General features: G+C 69.7%; 15 protein-coding genes, 1 tRNA gene and 1 pseudogene. 5 read left to right on the top strand and 12 right to left on the bottom strand.

Going from position 1 to position 17661, the window contains the following annotated elements; all coding sequences use genetic code 11:
- Nucleotides 1-91 precede the first annotated feature (91 nt).
- Entirely contained in the window at nt 92-322 is a 231-nt protein-coding gene (locus AOK08_RS09780) for a DUF4287 domain-containing protein (protein WP_055525083.1), read from the top strand.
- A 97-nt stretch (nt 323-419) separates the two neighbouring features.
- On the opposite strand, the gene AOK08_RS42970 is transcribed toward AOK08_RS09780, so the two are convergent.
- Entirely contained in the window at nt 420-899 is a 480-nt protein-coding gene (locus AOK08_RS42970) for a polysaccharide lyase family protein (protein ID WP_241826898.1), read from the bottom strand.
- Here AOK08_RS42970 and AOK08_RS09770 point away from each other — a divergent pair.
- A pseudogene (locus tag AOK08_RS09770) lies at nt 888-3041 on the top strand (exo-rhamnogalacturonan lyase family protein); the annotation flags it as partial. The gene AOK08_RS42970 and the pseudogene AOK08_RS09770 overlap by 12 nt on opposite strands.
- A 77-nt stretch (nt 3042-3118) precedes the next feature.
- Here AOK08_RS09770 and AOK08_RS09765 read toward each other — a convergent pair.
- The 9 genes from AOK08_RS09765 to AOK08_RS09720 all read right to left on the bottom strand — a co-directional run bounded on the left by AOK08_RS09765 (nt 3119) and on the right by AOK08_RS09720 (nt 10148).
- Nucleotides 3119-4018, bottom strand: coding sequence for a Bax inhibitor-1/YccA family protein (locus AOK08_RS09765; protein WP_055525081.1), 900 nt, complete (start codon nt 4016-4018; stop codon nt 3119-3121).
- A gap of 228 nt (nt 4019-4246) precedes the next feature.
- A complete protein-coding gene (locus AOK08_RS09760; RefSeq protein WP_055525080.1) occupies nt 4247-5422 on the bottom strand; it encodes a 4-hydroxybenzoate 3-monooxygenase in 1176 nt (391 codons plus the stop codon).
- Nucleotides 5423-5561: 139 nt separating this feature from the next.
- Nucleotides 5562-5882, bottom strand: a complete 321-nt coding sequence (locus tag AOK08_RS09755; RefSeq protein WP_055525079.1) for a DUF6087 family protein — start codon at nt 5880-5882, stop codon at nt 5562-5564.
- 79 nt (nt 5883-5961) lie between these two features.
- Entirely contained in the window at nt 5962-7095 is a 1134-nt protein-coding gene (locus tag AOK08_RS09750) for a methyltransferase domain-containing protein (protein WP_055525078.1), read from the bottom strand.
- The gene (gene tgmB / locus AOK08_RS09745) at nt 7095-8060 is read right to left on the bottom strand and encodes an ATP-grasp ribosomal peptide maturase (RefSeq protein ID WP_079053945.1); all 966 of its coding nucleotides are present in this window, start codon (nt 8058-8060) and stop codon (nt 7095-7097) included. The genes AOK08_RS09750 and tgmB overlap by 1 nt, the downstream gene beginning before the upstream one ends.
- Nucleotides 8061-8063: 3 nt before the next feature.
- Nucleotides 8064-8363, bottom strand: coding sequence for a putative ATP-grasp-modified RiPP (tgmA, locus tag AOK08_RS09740; protein WP_055525077.1), 300 nt, complete (start codon nt 8361-8363; stop codon nt 8064-8066).
- 323 nt (nt 8364-8686) lie between these two features.
- The gene (locus AOK08_RS09735) at nt 8687-9193 is read right to left on the bottom strand and encodes a hypothetical protein (protein ID WP_055525076.1); all 507 of its coding nucleotides are present in this window, start codon (nt 9191-9193) and stop codon (nt 8687-8689) included.
- A gap of 191 nt (nt 9194-9384) precedes the next feature.
- Complete coding sequence (locus AOK08_RS09725; protein ID WP_055525074.1) at nt 9385-9708, bottom strand: hypothetical protein; 324 nt, start codon at nt 9706-9708, stop codon at nt 9385-9387.
- On the bottom strand, nt 9705-10148 hold the full coding sequence (locus AOK08_RS09720; protein WP_157876628.1) for a hypothetical protein: 444 nt from the start codon (nt 10146-10148) through the stop codon (nt 9705-9707). The genes AOK08_RS09725 and AOK08_RS09720 overlap by 4 nt, the downstream gene beginning before the upstream one ends.
- A 285-nt stretch (nt 10149-10433) precedes the next feature.
- Here AOK08_RS09720 and AOK08_RS09715 point away from each other — a divergent pair, with 285 nt between their 5' ends.
- Nucleotides 10434-11813 carry an NsdA family TPR-like regulatory protein gene (locus AOK08_RS09715; protein WP_055525073.1) on the top strand — a complete coding sequence of 460 codons (1380 nt, stop codon included), beginning with the start codon at nt 10434-10436 and terminating at the stop codon, nt 11811-11813.
- A 182-nt stretch (nt 11814-11995) separates the two neighbouring features.
- Here the strand turns inward: AOK08_RS09715 and AOK08_RS09710 are convergent.
- A tRNA-Leu gene (locus AOK08_RS09710) sits at nt 11996-12082 on the bottom strand.
- Between the two features lie 575 nt (nt 12083-12657).
- Between AOK08_RS09710 and AOK08_RS09705 the strand changes: the two genes are divergently transcribed.
- Nucleotides 12658-13434 carry an ABC transporter ATP-binding protein gene (locus tag AOK08_RS09705; protein WP_055525072.1) on the top strand — a complete coding sequence of 259 codons (777 nt, stop codon included), beginning with the start codon at nt 12658-12660 and terminating at the stop codon, nt 13432-13434.
- 154 nt (nt 13435-13588) lie between these two features.
- The gene (locus AOK08_RS09700; RefSeq protein WP_055525071.1) at nt 13589-16126 is read left to right on the top strand and encodes an ABC transporter permease; all 2538 of its coding nucleotides are present in this window, start codon (nt 13589-13591) and stop codon (nt 16124-16126) included.
- 86 nt (nt 16127-16212) lie between these two features.
- On the opposite strand, the gene AOK08_RS09695 is transcribed toward AOK08_RS09700, so the two are convergent.
- A complete protein-coding gene (locus tag AOK08_RS09695) occupies nt 16213-17505 on the bottom strand; it encodes a class I SAM-dependent methyltransferase (protein WP_055525070.1) in 1293 nt (430 codons plus the stop codon).
- Nucleotides 17506-17661: the final 156 nt, after the last annotated feature.

Below are 17661 nucleotides of genomic sequence, written 5' to 3'. Positions count from 1 at the left end.
CCGTCGTGGCGGCACTGTTGCCAACGGCCCAACGAACAGGCACGGTGACATGAAGGACCGGCTTACATCCCTTTTGCGTCCGGAGGCGCCGATGTCCCACGTCCTCTCCGAGGAGACCCACCGCAACATGCTCGCCCGCATCCCCGAGTGCACCGGTCGTGAGGTCGCCGACTGGCTGCGCACCGTGGACGAGGGCCCCTCGCTCTTCCGCTTCGAGGAAAAGGTGAGCTGGCTCCGTCACGAGCACGATCTCGCGTACGGCCACGCCAAGGCGATCATTCACGAGTACGACCTGAGGAGGGCCGCGCGCAAGTTCCTGTGAGGGAGAAAGCCGCGCACCGACACCACGGAGAGGGCCCCGGAAGTGACCCCGGGGCCCTCTCCACTGCCCTACGGCCTGCTGCCTACGGGCCCCGCCCTCAGAGCAGGTCGAGCGCGTCGAAGCCGTAGCTCGGGCTGAGGTAGCCCCCGCCTCCCGCCGACCCGCTGGCCGCGCCGATGCGCAGGGTGTTGGTGCCGGTCAGCAGCTGGGCGGCGGGGATGACGTATTCGTACGTGTGATTGTTGCCGCGATAGTTGCCGACGGTCAGGGTCCGGGTGGACGGCTCGGGGGCCGCGGCCGGGAGCGCGGAGGTCCAGGTGTTGTTGACGGTGATCTGGGGACGGCCGTTCGCCTTGGCGGTGGTGATGCCGATGCGCAGGGTGCGGTCGGTGGCGGCCTGGGTAGCGGTGAGGGTGAAGGAGACCAGCAGGCCCTGGTTGATCTCCTTGAACTGGTAGGCGGGCCAGGCCGAGGCCGTCGAGGAGCCGATGACGTAGGTGCCGGCCGTCCAGGCGGCGGCGCGGGAGTCGGAGGGGTGGGCGAAGGTGATCAGGGAGGCGGCACCGGCCGCGTCCACTCCGTCACCGTCGAGCAGCGGGGACCGGTGCGCGCCGTCATCCGTATCGAGGGCGAGCACGAGCGCGGCAAACGCTCCTGGCTGCCCTTCGTCCTCCGCCTCTACCTGTACGCCGGGTCCGAGGCGATCCGCGTCGTCCACACCATCACGTACGACGGCAGCCAGAGAGCCGGCAAGGCGGGCGGCGACTTCATCAAGGGCCTGGGCCTGCGCATCCGCGTCCCCCTCACTGACGAGCTCTACAACCGCCACGTCCGCCTGGCCGGCGCCGACGACGGCTTCCTCACCGAGGCCGTCCAGGGCGTCACCGGTCTGCGCCGCGACCCTGGCCCGGCCGTGCGCGCCGCGCAGGTCAAGGGTGAGCGGCTGCCGGACATCTCGACCTGGGACACCCGGGTCTCCTCCGCCCTCCAGTACGTCCCCACCTGGGGCGACTACTCCCTCGCCCAGTTGTCGGCCGACGGCTTCACCGTCCGTAAGCGCACCAAGGCCGGCCACGGCTGGATCCACACCACCGGTGGCACCCGCGCCCCCGGCTTCGGCTACATCGGCGGGGCCGGCGGCGGGCTCTCCTTCGGCCTGCGGGACTTCTGGCAGAAGCACCCCGCCCAGCTCGACATCCGCGGCGCCACCTCCGACGAGGCGACCGTCACCCTGTGGCTCTGGTCGCCCGAGGCCCAGCCGCTCGACCTGCGCTTCTACCACGACGGCCTCGGCCAGGACACCTACGACGAGCAGACCGCCGGGCTCAACATCACCTACGAGGACTACGAACCCGGGTTCGGCACCCCGTACGGCATCGCCCGCACCTCCGAGCTCTACCTGTGGGCCAACGCCGCCACCCCCACCGCCGCCGCACTGGTCGCGCAGAAGGACGCGCTGACTGCCCCGCCGCAGCTCGTCGCCGCCCCCGAGACCCTGCACAAGGCGGGCGTCCTCGCCGGTCTCTGGTCCCCCGTGGACCGCTCGACTCCCGCCAGGAAGCAGCTCGAGGACCGTCTCGACCTGCTCTTCACCTACTACCGGGACCAGCGCGAACAGCGCCGCTGGTACGGCTTCCTGGACTACGGCGACGTCCAGCACACCTACGATCCGGCCCGCCACACCTGGGCCTACGACGTCGGCGGCTACGGCTGGGACAACTCCGAGCTGTCCACCGACCTGTGGCTCTGGCTCGCCTATCTGCGCTCGGGCCGGGCCGACATCTACCGCTTCGCCGAGGCCATGACCCGTCACACCGGCGAGGTCGACGTCTATCACCTCGGGAAATGGGCGGGCCTGGGCACCCGGCACGGCGTCCAGCACTTCGGTGACAGCGCCAAGCAGGTCCGTATCTCCACGCCCGTCTACCGCCGCCTCTTCTACTACCTCACCGCCGACGAGCGCACGGGCGACCTGATGCACGCCCAGGTCGACGCGGACAGGACCTTCCTCACTCTCGACCCCAACCGCAAGGTCCGCACCGACGGCTACACCGCCGGCGACCGCCATGCCCTGTCCATCGGCTTCGGCACCGACTGGAGCGGCCTCGGCTGGGCCTGGTGGACCGAGTGGGAGCGGCGCGGCCCCAAATGGCAGACGGCGAGAAGGAAGCTGCTGGCCAGCGCCTCGACAATCGCCGCCCAGCCCAACGGTTTCGTGCAGGGCAGCGGTCTGTACGACCTCGACACGGGCGCCTTCGCCATCCAGACCGCGCCCGTCATCGCCGTCTCGCACCTCTCCGCGAGCTTCGGCCTGCCCGAACTCGCCGCCGAGCTGATCGGCGCACTCGACGAGAGCGACATCCCGGGCTTCCGGGCCGCCTGGCTGGACTACTGCCGCTACTTCAACGCCACCTCCGCCGAGCAGAAGGCCCGCTACGGCGCGAGTTTCAAGGTGAGCCTGGTCCAGGGCCACTCACGCCTGGACTCGTACGCGGCGAGCCTGACCGGTGAGTCCGCGCTGGCCGCCCGAGCTTGGAAGAAGTTCACCACGGGCGACGGCTATCCGGACGCGAGCACCCCGTGGACGACCACGCCGGTCAACGGCCCCACCGTGCTCAACGCGGGCACCGACGCCCCCTGGATCAGCACCAACTCCACGGCGCTGTACGGTCTCGCGGCCATCGAGAACCTCGCCCTGGCCGGTGACACGCTGAACTGAGCCAAGGGCACCGCACAACGGGTCCGGCCCCTGCCGCGTGAGCGACAGGGGCCGGACCCGTTGATCCAAAAACCTGATCAGTCGTTGCCCTGGAGGATGGCGACGAGTCGCAGGAACTCCAGGTAGATCCAGACGAGGGTCATCGTGAGGCCGAAGGCGGCGAGCCAGGCCTCCTCGCGCGGCGCGCCGTAGGCGATGCCGTCCTCGACCTGCTTGAAGTCGAGGGCGAGGAAGCACGCACCGAGCAGGATGCCGATGACGCCGAACAGGATGCCGAGGCCGCCGCTGCGGAAGCCGAGGCCGTCACCGCCGCCGAAGACGGCGAACAGCAGGTTCACGGCCATGAGAAGCATGAAGCCGAGCGCCGCCGCGATCACGAAGCCGTAGAAGCGCCGGTTGACGCGGATCCAGCCCGCCTTGTACGCCACGAGTACGGCGGCGAAGACCGCCAGCGTGCCGATCACGGCCTGCATGGCCGCGCCGCTCGCGATGCGGTTGTCGACGACGTTGGAGACGACGCCGAGGAAGACACCCTCCAGCGCCGCGTACGTCACGATCAGCGCGGGCGAGGGCTTGCGCTTGAAGGACTGGACGAGGCCCAGGACCATCGCGACCAGAGCGGACCCGATGGCGATGCCGTAGGACCGGCCGATGTTCGCGTCGTCCACCGGCAGCAGCGCCCAGGCGAGCGCCGCGGTGACGATCAGCACACCGAGCGTGGTGGCCGTCCGCATGACGACGTCGTCCATCGTCATCCGGCCGGTGGAGACCGGGGCCTGCGGCGGTGCGCCGTGCTGAAGGTCCTGCTGGGCGTACGGGTTGGTCGCGTACGGGTTGCCGGCCTGCTGGCCCGCGTACGGGTTGCCCGGCTGCGTACCGACAGCGGTGCCCCCGGCCTGCGGCGCGGTGTTGAAGCCCGCGTAGCCGTTGTCGCGGCTGAACCCCCGTCGCGAGAAGACCGGGTTGCTGCTCCTCATTTCACTCCTCCATGGACACTGTGCGTGGCCTTGGGCTCAAGAGTAATAGGTGGGCAAAGGATTGACCCTAGTGCTTGGGGAGGATCTTTCCCTCGTCCTGTCGCGAACACGCTACGCGCCCCCCTGATTCCCTGCCAGGAAGCCCCGATACCGGGACCAACCCGGTACAGACCCGAGACCGCCCCCTGACCAGCGGGTGACGGCCCCTCACTCCGGTCGCTCTCCAGCTCACTCCAGGGGGAAGCCCGTGTACCCCTCGGCGAGGTCGGTCTCCGCCGAACGGGCGCCGGCGATCCGATCCAGCCGGGCCACCTGGAGCCGGTCCTCGAAGGGGGTGGCGTCCGGGGTCCGGTGCAGGAGGGTCGTCATGTCGTACGAGAACCGCTCGGCCTGCCAGACGCGGCGCAGACAGGTCTCGGAGTAGGCGTCGAGCAGCTCCGCCGACCCCGTCTCCTTCTCGTACGTGAGTGCGCGCGCGAAGGTCACGACGTCCCCGACGGCGAGGTTGAGCCCCTTGGCGCCGGTGGGCGGCACGATGTGCGCGGCGTCCCCGGCCAGGAACAGCCGTCCGTACCGCATCGGCTCATGGACCCAGCTCCGCATCGGTGTGACGGACTTCTGGGTGATGGTCCCCCGGTCGAGCCGCCAGCCGTCGGTGGTCTCGAAGCGCCGTTCCAGCTCGTCCCAGATCTCCTCGTCGCTCCAGTCCTCGGCGTCGGTGCCTTCGGGCACCTGGAGGTAGAGCCGGGAGACGGACGGAGACCGCATGGACAGGAGAGCGAAACCGCGATCGTGGCGTGCGTAGACCAGTTCGTCGTGGGAGGGCGGCACATCGGCGAGGATGCCGAGCCACCCGAAGGGATAGGCCCGCTCGAACACCCGCGTCAGCTCAGCGGGGACGGCCGCACGCGCCACGCCCCAGAACCCGTCGCACCCGACGACGTAATCGCACTCCAGCACGTCCTCACGCCCTTGATACCGGAACCGAACGCGGGGGCTGCCACTGTCGGCGCCCTCCACCGCCAAGGCCTCCGCCTCGAAGAGCAACGGACCGCCCTCGGCGAGCTGAAGGGCGATGAGGTCCTTGCAGACCTCGGTCTGCGCGTACACCATCACGGACCGGCCGCCGGTGAGGGCGGGGAAGTCGACGCGGTGCCGCTTCCGATCGAAACGCAACTCGATGCCGTCGTGACGGAGCCCCTCCCGGTCCATACGCGCACCGGCCCCGGCCGCGCGCAGCACGTCCACGGTCCCCTGCTCCAGGATCCCGGCACGCTGCCGGTGCTCCACGTACTCCCGGTCGCGGCTCTCCAGGACGACCGATTCGATACCGGCGTTGTGAAGCAGCCGCGCGAGCAGAAGCCCGGCGGGCCCGGCTCCGATGATGCCGACGGTGGTACGCATCGGTCGTTCCCTTCATGCAGTGGCGTGGTCATGCGGTACGGTCACCCAGCGCATTCATGTTCGCGTGGTGAACTTTTCTTCACGATATTCTGTGCCGAGTGTCCGACCGCACACGCCCGCTGTCAACGGTTCCGGGGGCTCAAGGCCGGCGGAACACCTCGGTGGGACGGAACGGCCGCTCCGGGGCGGGAGGCAGGGCGGCCAGACGCGGGAGGCATACCCGCCCCGCCGCGTCCCACGGACCGGTCTCCCGTACGGCCGTGGCCTGGTCGTCGGCCACGGCGCTGGGGGTCCACTGGTGGCCGTCCCACTCCAGCACCCCGCGTGGGGCGTCCGGGTCGACATGGCCGCCTCTCCCGGGGCCGTCGCCGAGGGGGACGGCCTTGCGGTCGCCGGGTGCAGGCCGGCGTGCGTCCCGGCGCGCGGTCCACTCAGCCAACGGCTCGTCATCCTTGCCCATGGGCTTCCCCTCCCTGCTCGTCTCCCCGCTCGTCGTGCCAGTCTGCCCGGGCCGGTGCCGGCGCCGGAACCCCGGCGGGTCAGACGGTGACGGTCCAGCCGCCTCGGGCCAGAGTGGTCGCGCCGTCCGGCGTGATGGTCACCCGGGCCCCGTACACGGGCAGTTCACCGGCTTCGATCCACCGCCACCGAATGTCCTCGAGCAGGGTGTAGAGACGGCGGGATCCGCCCTGGTGGATGGTCGTGGTGCGACTGCCCGGGGTGGTGCGTGCGCGCGCCCAGGAGCCGTCCGGGTGCAGCATCCATGCCATCCGGCCGCCCTCGTCGTCGGTGCCGGTGCGGTGCTCGATACCGGGGGCGGCGAGGGAGAGCATCGACCACACCTCCCATGCCTGCATGACGTCGAGGACCGGGAACGGGGACACTGTGACCTCGTCACCATCCTGATCGCCGACCTGCCTGTACAGCTCGTCGAGCAACGGCGGGTAGTCCTCGCTCGTGCGGGTGGCCATGAACGCGGCCCGGTCCCACTCGATCCGTCCGGCAGCGCCCCCGTCGTCGGTCTTGTCGGCGGTGAGGATCAGTCCGGTTCCGGCGATCGTGGTCACCAGGCGCCCGCCCGGCCGCAGCGCGGGCAGCCACGATGCCGGGACGCTGGGCACGGACACCATGGACACGATCCGGTCGTACTCGCCGGGAAGAGGTGCGGCCGCGTCCTGCGTGAGCACCTTCGGGTGATGGCCGAGGGCATCGAGCCGTTCGGCGGCGGCCTCGCTCAGATAGGGGTCGACGTCCACCGTGGTCACGCGGTCGTCCCCGATCCGCGCGCACGCGAGGGCGGCGCTGTAGCCGGAGCCTGTCGCGACGTCCAGGAGATCTCGGCTCTCGTCCAGCCGCCCGTACGAGAGCATCTTGACCACGAGGCTCGGCAGGGTGCTGGACGAGGTGGGCCGACCGGTCACCGCTTCGCCGTCGGGGGCGTGGTCGGCGTGCACCGGACCGACTCGGGTCACAAGGGTCTGGTCCCCGTACGCCCCTCGCGCCCACGCTTCCTCGTCCGCGGGGCCGTCCACGGGTGTCCAGCCTTCGGGGCCGGCGGCGTACCAGCGAGGCACACACAGGTGACGAGGGGTGGCCATGACCGGCGGGTACCAGCGGGACGTGGAGTGCACCGCCGTACGGGCGAGTGCGGCAGCGTGCTTCTTCCACTCCATCAGGAGACTCCTTGCAGTTCATCGGCGATGGCCGCGGCGATCGGCTGCCCGGTGGCACCCTCGATCCAGTCCCATTGCCCGCAGGGATTCACCTCAAGGAACCACCACCGGCCAGCGGGGTCAACGACGAAGTCGGCTGCCCCGTAGACGAGTTGGAGTCGTTCCATCAGACGGCGCATTCCGAACTCCACGTCGGGAGGAACTGTCGTGGTGGCATACGTGAGGGAGCCGTAGTCGGCTCGCCAGTCCTCGTGTGCGGCGTCGCTGCCGGCGTGTACTTCGGCGGCGAACATGCGTGAGCCGACGACCGTCAGGCGGACTTCGTGGCTCTTGTCGATCCAGGCCTGGAAGAGGTGGGCAGTGGTGTCGATGCCTCGCAGATCGGCGAGATCGTCCGGGGTGAGGCGGTGGGTGTAGACGGCTTTGAGCCGGCCGTCCTCGATCAGCACCGGGGAGGCTACGGGCTTGCAGATCAGCGGGCCGGAAATGTCGGCGGCGAACCGCCGCACCGCATCCGCCCGGTTCGTGATCAGGGTGGCCGGGATACGCAGCCCGCACGCGCGGGCCGCATCGAGCTGCACCGGCTTGTACTCGGCGCGGGCCATGAACGTCGGATGGTTGACCCATCGGCAGTCCAGCACGGACAGGACGCCGCCGAGTCCGGCGCGGGCCTGCGCGGCAGCGAACCGCTCCTCGGGTCCGGTCATGGCCTTGAGGAACTGGAACGCCCCGGGGGCGCGGTAATACACCGCGCCGACTCGGGGCAGCGCCACCGTGCGGTGCACGGTGGCCAGTTCGCCCCTCCATCCGTGTGCACGGTCGATCCGGCCGGTCAGTGACAGCTGCTGGGGGAAGTCGGCGGTGTCCATGCGGAACACTTCGGCTCCCCGGCCGGTCAGCTCGGTCACGACTCGATCGGTCGGCCAGTCGTCATTCGCCGCGATCACCAGCACGGGCAGAGACATGGGTCAGTCCTTCGGTCCTTCGTCCAACGGCGGCGGGTTGGTTGTGGAGCCGTCCGGCACCGTCGGGCTGTGGGTGTTGGCCATACACGTCAGCAGACCCCCGTCGTAGGACAGGTTGACCTGCCGATCGGTGTCATAGAAGTGAGCCGGGATGTCAGCGGCCCCGGTCGAGTCGGGGGTGCGGGCGAACCGCAGCACGAACGGCCGGGTCCGCGGCCCAGACGGTTCCTCAGCGCTGTAGGAAAGCCTGCCTGCGGAAAGCGGGAACGCTTCAAGCGCCCGCTCCGGGGTGGGGATGGTCATGCCTGTCTCCTTCAGTCCGGTTACTACGGGAACCCGGTCGGCGCCCGTCCATGTGGACACCGCTCGTTGCAGGGCTCACAAATCTGGAGGAGTGCCTTCCGGTAGGGGTGTGTGACGGTCGTCCTGAACTAGCAGGACGCGGCCTGCGCGTCGGTGCCGATCGGTCGTGCGCTCATACGGTCCTCCGAAGACCAGCAGGGAAACCCCGCCCCCGGCCGCAGGCGGGAAGACGCGTGCGTGAAGACAGCCGGACGTGAGAGCTTGGGCTCCGGCCGCCCGCCGACGGGGGACGGTGGACGACCGGAGGTCTGAGGGGCCGGCCGCTACACGGCGGCGGGTCGTTCCGAGAGTGGGATCAGGCCGTAGCTCTCCCTGCACTTCGGGCACGCGGACAGCACAGCGCCCGGACCCGTCCCGGCCTCGACGGAGTGGATGACGCGTGTGCCGGTCTTGTACGAGTTGCACCAGCAGCAGTACTCCACGCGGTCCGCCGCCTTGGCCGCGAGGCTCACCAGCAGCCGGCAGTGGAGTGCCAGGTTTTCGAGGTAGAAGGTGCTGGTGGGCTCGTCGCCCTCCAGTGTGTCGCGGGCCCACTGGACCAGCTTCCCGCGCGCCTCACGCAGGTGAGCCGCGTCCGCGCCAACGGGCTGCGGCGAGGTCTCGACCACGACCAGGAGCTGCCTCACGTACCCGCACAGCCGTTCGGCGCACGCGGCAGCCTCGTCGGCCTGGTCGTCGGTGAACTTCGGCACGCCCTTGGCGGCATGTCGGATCGCGTCGAAGTCGATCGCGTTGCCTTCGGTCGCGGTGGCTTCGGTGGTGTCTGTCACGCCTGCACCCGCTGTCCGGAAAGGAGTCGAAGCCGGCCGATCTCCACGAACTGAGCCACTGCCGGACCAGAGCACAGGTCGAGGCATTCGTTCATCGGCACCGCCCAGTAGCGGAGGCCCTCCCCGGCCCGCGTCAGGCGGGGATCGGGAAGCCCGATGAAGTCGCTGCCGAGGAACCACACATCGGGGGGCTACAGGGCATGGGGCTTCAGGGCAGGCGTCGGGCCCGCACAGGCCGGGAGCAGCACGGAGTAGTTCCGGGCGGCCATGTCGTGCACGACAGGTCCACCGAGGAGCGCCCGGCGCAGACGCTCGTCCGTCTCGGCGGGATCCGTCGTGCCGACGGCCGCATGGACCAGACCGGCGGACATACGAACGGCACGGAACAGAACACCGCACTTCAGCAGCGTCACCCCACGATTCGCCCAGTCCCGACGGGCGCTCATCTCATCCTGTGCGGCCCTCACGAGCCACGTCCGTACGGCAATGTTGTGGTCGGTGATGGCGTTGCTCACTGGGCTGCCCTCGCGGTAGCGGGCGGACGGCCTCGGAGCACGAGGTTGCTCACGCGGACCGGGTCGCACAGCACACCGGCACTGTCCATCGGGACAGGCCAGTACGCGAACCCCTCCTCGTACTCGGTGCAGCGCGGCGAGGGCACGCCCAGGTAGTAATTCCGTTGCAGGCACTCGCTTTCCGGCAGTCGCCAGTGACGGGCGGTGCTCGCCGGTACAAGCACGTAGTAGCGGGTCAGGCCGGAGTCGGTGAACACCGGGCCGCGCAGGATGTCGGCGAGGCCGGCATCAACCGTCGTACGGTCGTCGCTCCCGGCAGCGGCACGGACGACGTCCCCCGGAATACGGACGGCCGTGAACAGGCCCCCGCACCTGAGGAGCACGGTACGACCTGCCGCCCAGTGCTCGCGAGCTGTCATCGGGTCCTGCGCCGTGGACATGAGCCACTGCTCTACGACTAGCAGGCGTTCCGCACGGGACGTCACGAGCGGCTCACGATGGCCGGAGCGTCGCCGTGCCGGGTTCTCCCCGGGGCCTCCCGGTAAGGTCAGCCAATTTCCCACAGGGTTGGAACGTGCATTCGGCATGGCTGGGCAGCCCCCAAGCGGCTAGCTCCTTTGTGGTCCCGGCGAGTACAGCGGGCCGTATGGTGAGAGAGCTAGTGCCTGCGGGCGCGAACCTGTTTAGCGTGTTTAACGCCCTGCTTGGGAGGGTGGCGACAGCCGATGAATCACCCCCGCGCGCGCAACGACGCGCTCCTCGAAGCCCTGAGAGAAGCGCGGCTGACGTACGAGCAGCTCGCCACCGACGTGCGCGCCATCGCCGCCGAATCAGGCGACAGTCTCCGCACAAACCGGTCCGCCGTCGCCCATTGGGTCGCCGGACGGACCATCGAGCCCCGCACCGCCTCGTTCGTCGCTGAAGCGTTGAGTCGTCGGCTCGGCCGCCAACTGCAACCGCACGACCTGGAGTTGGCGGCCCCAGAGACAGCTCAGTCCCAGAGCGCGCTTGGGGCGCACCTGGGACCGGACCCGGTCGACACCCTGCGGCGCATCGGCGAAGCCGACATCCAGCGCCGGAAACTCCTCACCGGAGCCGCGTACTCCGTCGTCGCAGCCGCCCTTCCTCTCGGCCTGGACCAGGCTCTTGCATACCGCGCCCGTGCGGCAGGCGGGACGCGCGCAGGCCGCGCCGAACTCGACGCCCTGCGCGACATGACGAGCGTGTTCACCGCCCTCGACGAACGCCACGGCGGCCAGCACGGCCGCAGCGCTGTCGTCCAGTACTTGCGATCCGACGTAGCCGACCTGTGCCGCGCGACGTTCGCCACCGAGGACGAGCACCGGGAGGCGCTCTCCCTCGCCGCCAACCTGGTCTACCTGTGCGGCTGGAAAGCCTACGACGCCAACGAGCACGGGCTGGCCCAGCGCTACTACCTTCAGGGCCTGGCCCTCACCCGCGAGGCCGACAACGACCTGCACACCGCGTGGATGATGCGGATCATGGCGCACAACGGCATGGATCTGCGCCGCCCCCAGCACACCCTGAACCTCGCCGAAGCAGCACTCGACCGGGTACGCGGCCGAGTCAGCCCGGTCACCGAGTCTCTTTTCGCCGTGACCCGGGCCCGTGCCCTCGCCACCGCCGATCGCGGCCCGGAAGCCACCGCCCAGATCCGCCGGGCACAAGACCTCGCCCTGACCGGCGACCCCGCCGACATGCCCTTCTGGGCCGCCCTGTGGGGTGCGCCCCGCGCCACAGTGGCCAGCCACACAGGGAAGACCTTCGAGGCTCTGGGCGACCACGCCCACGCCGAAAAGCACTATGCCGACTCGACTCGTGCACGACCCAATGGCGGGCACCAGCGGATCACCGCACTTGACCTCGCTGCCCAGGGACGGGCGCAAGCCGCCCAAGGCCACCTCGAAGCCGCGTGTTCCACCTGGTCCCGGAGCCTCGACATGTTCGGCGGCGTCCGGTCCTCCCGCGCCACCAAACAGATCAGCAGCATCCGCAGGCTGCTCCGCGTCTTCGACCAGCGAGGCGTGCAGGCCGCCCGCGACCTCGACGAGCGGGCCCGATCCTGGCAGGCCGCCCACGCCTGACCGGCTGCCAGTGGCAGACCGTACCGTGGACGGCATGTCACCCGCGCAGGCATCGTTTTCACGGGAACGCACCGATGTCTGACGAGACATCAGGGGCCGGCGTTCCCGCCATGCTCCCACGGCACGGAAAAGGTGCGACGCCCCTCCCGCCGTTCCGCCAGGTCAGGGTAGTAAGGCATGCGTGGTGCCCGGAGCCGGACTTGAACCGGCACGCCCGCGAAGGGGCAGCGAGGTTTAAGCTCGCCGTGTCTGCATTCCACCATCCGGGCAGGCCCTGGGCTCCGCATCGAGGTTCCGAGCCTATCGGGACACCCCACCCGAACTGCGGGTGAGGGTCGCGATGTTGTCTTATTTTATTGACTTCTGAGGGTGCATCAGCACCTGGAACGAGCCATCCGCACTTGCCAATAGCCTTTCGTGAGGCGGCTCGGCGTGCATGCGGAATGACGGAATTTCACCGTCCGAACAAGGGGGCTCCACCTGTTCTTGCCACCCCGCGACAGGAGGACCTAGGGGACGACCGTCATCCCCAGGTATGACACGGGCTCTCCGGCTACCTCCCGAGGCTGTCTCCGGAACCGGAACAGCGGCTGACTACACGGCGGCTCCTGGCCATGACGATGGATTCACGGGTTCGGAGCTCCGAGGTCTGAACTCCGAATTCTGAGCTCAGAACTCGGATCTCAGAGTTCCGGACTCGAACCTCCCAGTTCCGGACTCTGACCTCCCAGTTCCGGACTCGGACCTTCGTTCCGGACTCGGACCTCTGATCGAACCCAGTACATCCGTGTACGTCCATGGCCCATCGCCGCGCACCGTCGCCGTCCCGACAGGAGCCCCACCCGTGACCTCAACGCCCCTCGCCGACCGGACCACCACCACGGTGGCCGCCCGCGCCACGGAACTGTCCAAGGTCTACGGACAGGGAGAGACCCAGGTCGTCGCCCTCGACCGCGTCTCCGTCGACTTCAAGCAGGCGGAGTTCACCGCGATCATGGGCCCGTCCGGCTCCGGCAAGTCCACGCTGATGCACTGCGTGGCGGGCCTGGACTCCTTCTCGTCCGGCTCCGTGCGCATCGGCGACACCGAGCTCGGCTCCCTCAAGGACAAGCAGCTCACCAAGCTCCGCCGGGACAAGATCGGCTTCATCTTCCAGGCGTTCAACCTGCTGCCGACCCTGACCGCCCTGGAGAACATCACCCTCCCGATGGACATCGCGGGCCGCAAGCCGGACAAGGAGTGGCTGGACTCGGTGATCTCGATGATCGGCCTCGCCGACCGCCTCTCCCACCGCCCGTCCCAGCTCTCCGGCGGCCAGCAGCAGCGTGTCGCCGTGGCCCGCGCCCTTGCCTCCCGCCCCGACATCATCTTCGGCGACGAACCGACCGGGAACCTCGACTCCCGCGCGGGCGCCGAGGTGCTCGGCTTCCTGCGCAACTCCGTACGGGAACTGGGGCAGACGGTCGTGATGGTCACCCACGACCCGGTGGCGGCGGCGTACGCGGACCGGGTGGTCTTCCTCGCCGACGGCAGGATCGTGGACGAGCTGTACGGCCCGACGGCGGACGGCGTCCTGGACCTCATGAAGCGCCTGGACACCAGGAAGATCCGCACCAACTGACGCATCACCACCGCCCGGCGCGCTCCGGGTTGACGTCCGGTCAACTCCCGTACGCCCGCAGCCCTCTCGGCAGGGGACCTCGCCCCCCAGCCTGATACCCGATCCCGATCCCGATCCCGATCCCGATCCCGACGGACTGAGACGACACACACCCATGTTCCGTACCGCCCTGCGCAACGTGCTCGCGCACAAGGCCAGACTCCTGATGACCGTGCTCGCCGTGATGCTCGGCGTCGCCTTCGTGTCCGGGACGCTGGTCTTCACCAACACCCTCTCGAACGCCCTCCAGAACAGCTCCGCCAAGGGCTTCGACCAGGTCGACGTCGCCGTGCAGCCGCGGGCCCGGGACGACGCGGGCGACACGATCGGCAGGACGCCCGAGCTGACCCAGGCGCTGCTCGACAAGAGCGCCAAGGTCCAGGGCGCCGCGTCCGTCATCGGGGTCGTGAACGGCTTCACGGCCGTCGCCGACAAGGACGGCAAGCTCATCGGCCGCGGTTTCCAGTCCCAGGGCGGGAACTACTGGGGCACCAAGGACGCCCGGTACCCGCTCACGGACGGCGCCGCGCCCAAGGGCGCCGGCCAGATCGCCCTCGACGCGAAGACCGCCGGCCGGGGCGGCTACAAGGTCGGCGACACCGTGCGCCTGTCGGTGAACGGCCCGGTGCTCTCCCCCACGCTCTCCGGCATCTTCACCACGGACGACGGCAACGTGACGGCGGGCGGCAGCCTCGCCCTCTTCGACACGGCGACCGCGCAGCGACTGTTCGGCAAGGCGGGCACGTACGACGAGATCGACGTCAAGGCGGCGGCGGGCACCAGCCAGAGCGCGCTCAAGGCGGCCCTCGACAAGGCCCTGCCGCGCGACACGGTCGAGACCACGACCCGCGCCCGGCTCGCCGACGACCAGGCGAAGGCCATCTCAGCCTCGATGAGCGGCCTGAAGCAGGGCCTGCTGGTCTTCGCGGGCATCGCGCTCTTCGTCGGTACGTTCATCATCGCCAACACCTTCACCATGCTGGTCGCCCAGCGCACCAAGGAACTCGCGCTGATGCGGGCGGTCGGCGCCTCGCGCGGCCAGGTCACCCGGTCCGTGCTGATCGAGGCGTTCGTGGTCGGCGCGGTGGCGGCGGTGACCGGGCTGATCGCGGGCATCGGCATCGGCGTCGGTCTGAAGGCCCTGATGGGCACGATCGGCGCGACCATGCCGGACGGACCGCTGGTCGTCACACCGGGCACCGTCGGCGCGGCCCTCGCGGTCGGCATCCTCATCACCATGCTGGCTGCCTGGCTGCCCGGCCGCCGCGCCGCGAAGATCCCGCCGGTCGCCGCCATGAGCAGCGTCCACGCGACCGCGACCACCAAGTCCCTGGTGCTGCGCAACACGCTGGGCGCGCTCTTCTCGGGCGCGGGCGTCGCCGTGGTCCTCGCGGCCACGACGATGAACGGCACGGACGGCCAAGCCCCCATGGGCATCGGCGCGGTACTCCTCATCATCGGCGTCTTCATCCTCACGCCGCTCCTCTCCCGCCCGCTGATCGCCGCCGCCGGCCCGCTCATGCGCGTGTTCGGCGTCGCCGGGAAGCTGGCCCGCCAGAACTCGGTCCGCAACCCCCGTCGTACGGCGGCCACGGCCTCGGCGCTGATGATCGGACTCACCCTCATCACCGGTATGACGGTGATGGCGGGCAGCCTCCAGACGTCGATCGACAAGATGGCCACGGCCGCGATCCGGGCCGACTACATCGTCTCGATGGCCAACGGCAACGCGCTCTCCCCCGATGTCGCCCGGACGCTGACGAAGACGTCCGGGGTGAGCGCGGTCAGCGCCCTGAGCAAGGCCCCCGTACGCATCGACAGGACGACGGAGTCCGTGACCGGCGTCAACGGCGCCACGATCGGCGAGCTGACGAGGCTGACGGTCGACAACGGCACGTTCAAGGTCGGCGGGCCGCAGGTCGTCGTGGACGACTCGACCGCCAAGTCCCATGGCTGGAAGGCGGGTTCGGACTTCACGGTCGGCTACGAGGACGGCCGCAAGCAGCGGCTGACGGTGGCCGGCGTGTACGAGGGCAACGAGGTGATGAGCGGCATCCTGCTCGACGGCACCCTGCTGGCCGCGCACCGGACGGGCCCGGCCGGCAACACCGACGCACAGGTCATGGTGAAGACCTCCGCCGGTGCGACGGACGCGACGAAGGACGGGCTGGAGAAGGCCCTGGGCTCCAACCCGGCCATCAAGATCCAGGACAAGCAGGACCTCTCCGACGAGATCGCGCACATGTTCACGCTGGTCCTGAACATGCTCTACGGCCTGCTGGCCATGGCGGTCCTGGTCGCGGTCCTCGGGGTCATCAACACCCTGGCCATGTCGGTCTTCGAACGCTCCCAGGAGATCGGCATGCTCCGCGCGATCGGCCTCGACCGCAAGGGCATCAAGCGGATGGTCCGCCTGGAGTCCCTGGTCATCTCCCTCTTCGGCGGCGTCCTGGGCATCGGCCTGGGCGTGTTCTTCGGCTGGGCGGCCGGCGAACTGCTGGGCACGAGCATGCCGACGTACGAACTCGTCCTGCCCTGGGCCAGGATGGCGCTCTTCCTGCTCCTCGCCGGCACGGTGGGCGTCCTGGCGGCCCTGTGGCCGGCCCGCCGCGCGGCGGGCCTGAACATGCTGACGGCGATCAAGTCGGAGTAACGGCAACCATGGAAGAGGGGGGAAGACAGGGGGAGTTGGGCCCCCTGTCTTCCCCCTACCGTCAGTTCCTGTTCCAGGTACGACCGTCAGTTCCAGGTACGGGCGCGCAAGGGCATCCCGGAGGCGCCGGAGGCGGAGGTGCGCACGGCGAGGATCTGGTTGACGCCGAGCCGGTTGCGTTCGAAGGCGAGGGCGCAGGCCGCCATGTACAGCCGCCAGACCCGGGCCCGCCCCGGGCCGACGAGCCGCAGGGCCGACGCCCAGCCGGCCTCCAGACTGGCGACCCACCGGCGCAGGGTCAGCGCGTAGTGCTCCCGGATCGACTCGACGTCACGCACCTCGAACCCGGCCCGTTCGAGCTGGGTGACGGTGGTGCCGACGGGCGCGAGTTCCCCGTCCGGGAAGACGTACGCGTCGATGAACCCGTCGAGGCTGTACGCGTCCTCGTCCGACCGCGGCCGACGGGCGATCTGGTGGTTGAGCAGCCGCCCGCCCGGCTTGAGCAGGGCATACAGATCGCGCGCGTACGTCAGATACTGCTCGGTCCCCACATGCTCGGCCATCCCCACGGAGGCGATCGCGTCGAACGGCCCGTCGGTGACATCCCGGTAGTCCTGCACCCGGATCTCGACCCGGTCGGCGAGCCCTTCCTCCGCGACGCGCTTACGGGCGTACGCGGCCTGTTCCTGCGAGAGGGTGACGCCGACGACCTGGACGCCGTGCTCACGGGCGGCATGGACGGCGAGGGACCCCCAGCCGCAGCCGACGTCGAGGAGACGCAGGCCGGGCACCAGGGCAAGCTTGCGGCAGACGAGTTCGAGCTTGTCGCGCTGGGCGGCCTCAAGGTCTCCGCCGGGGGCTTCCCAGTAACCGCAGGAGTAGACCATGGACGGGCCGAGGACGAGTTCGTAGAAGTCGTTGCCGACGTCGTAGTGGTGGCTGACGGCGCGTTTGTCGGTGCGCTTGGTGTGGAGCCGTCGGCGGCGGCGCGGCACCTCCTCGCGGGGCGGTACGGGGGGCAGCGGCAGCCCGGCCATCTTCACGAGCCCGCGCGCGGCGGCCCGTACGCCGGGGTCGCGCAGCGCCTCGGCGAGACTCCGGGCGTCCTCCTCGCGCTCCCAGACCACGTCGGACAGGTGATCGAGGGCGGCGTAGAAGTCCCCCTCGATGTCCAGGTCACCGGCGACCCAGGCCCGGGCGAGGCCCAGTTCGCCGGGTTTCCAGAGCAGCCGGCGCAGGGCGCGGCGGTTGCGGACGACCAGGGTGGGAGCGCCGGGCGGCCCGGCCTGCGAACCGTCCCAGGCGCGGATACGCACCGGGAGCGGGGCCCCCAGCAACTGTTCGGCAAGGCTCTGGAGCCGCGACGCGGCTTCGGGCATGACGCACACCTCCGTGACGACATCACCGGGAATGTCCAACACCCACCAAAACACCAACGGGCCGGGCCCGCAGTCCCCAGAATCAATCACAACTGGGCAAAAGACCACGATCCCGAGCCCACGACACCCGGGGCCCGCCTCCACCCACGTCTACCC

It is taken from the genome of Streptomyces graminilatus (assembly GCF_001418565.1).
GTDB classification, from domain to species: domain Bacteria; phylum Actinomycetota; class Actinomycetes; order Streptomycetales; family Streptomycetaceae; genus Streptomyces; species Streptomyces graminilatus.
Note: the sequence above shows the minus strand (reverse complement) of the source record. Positions and strands in the feature narration are given on the sequence as shown.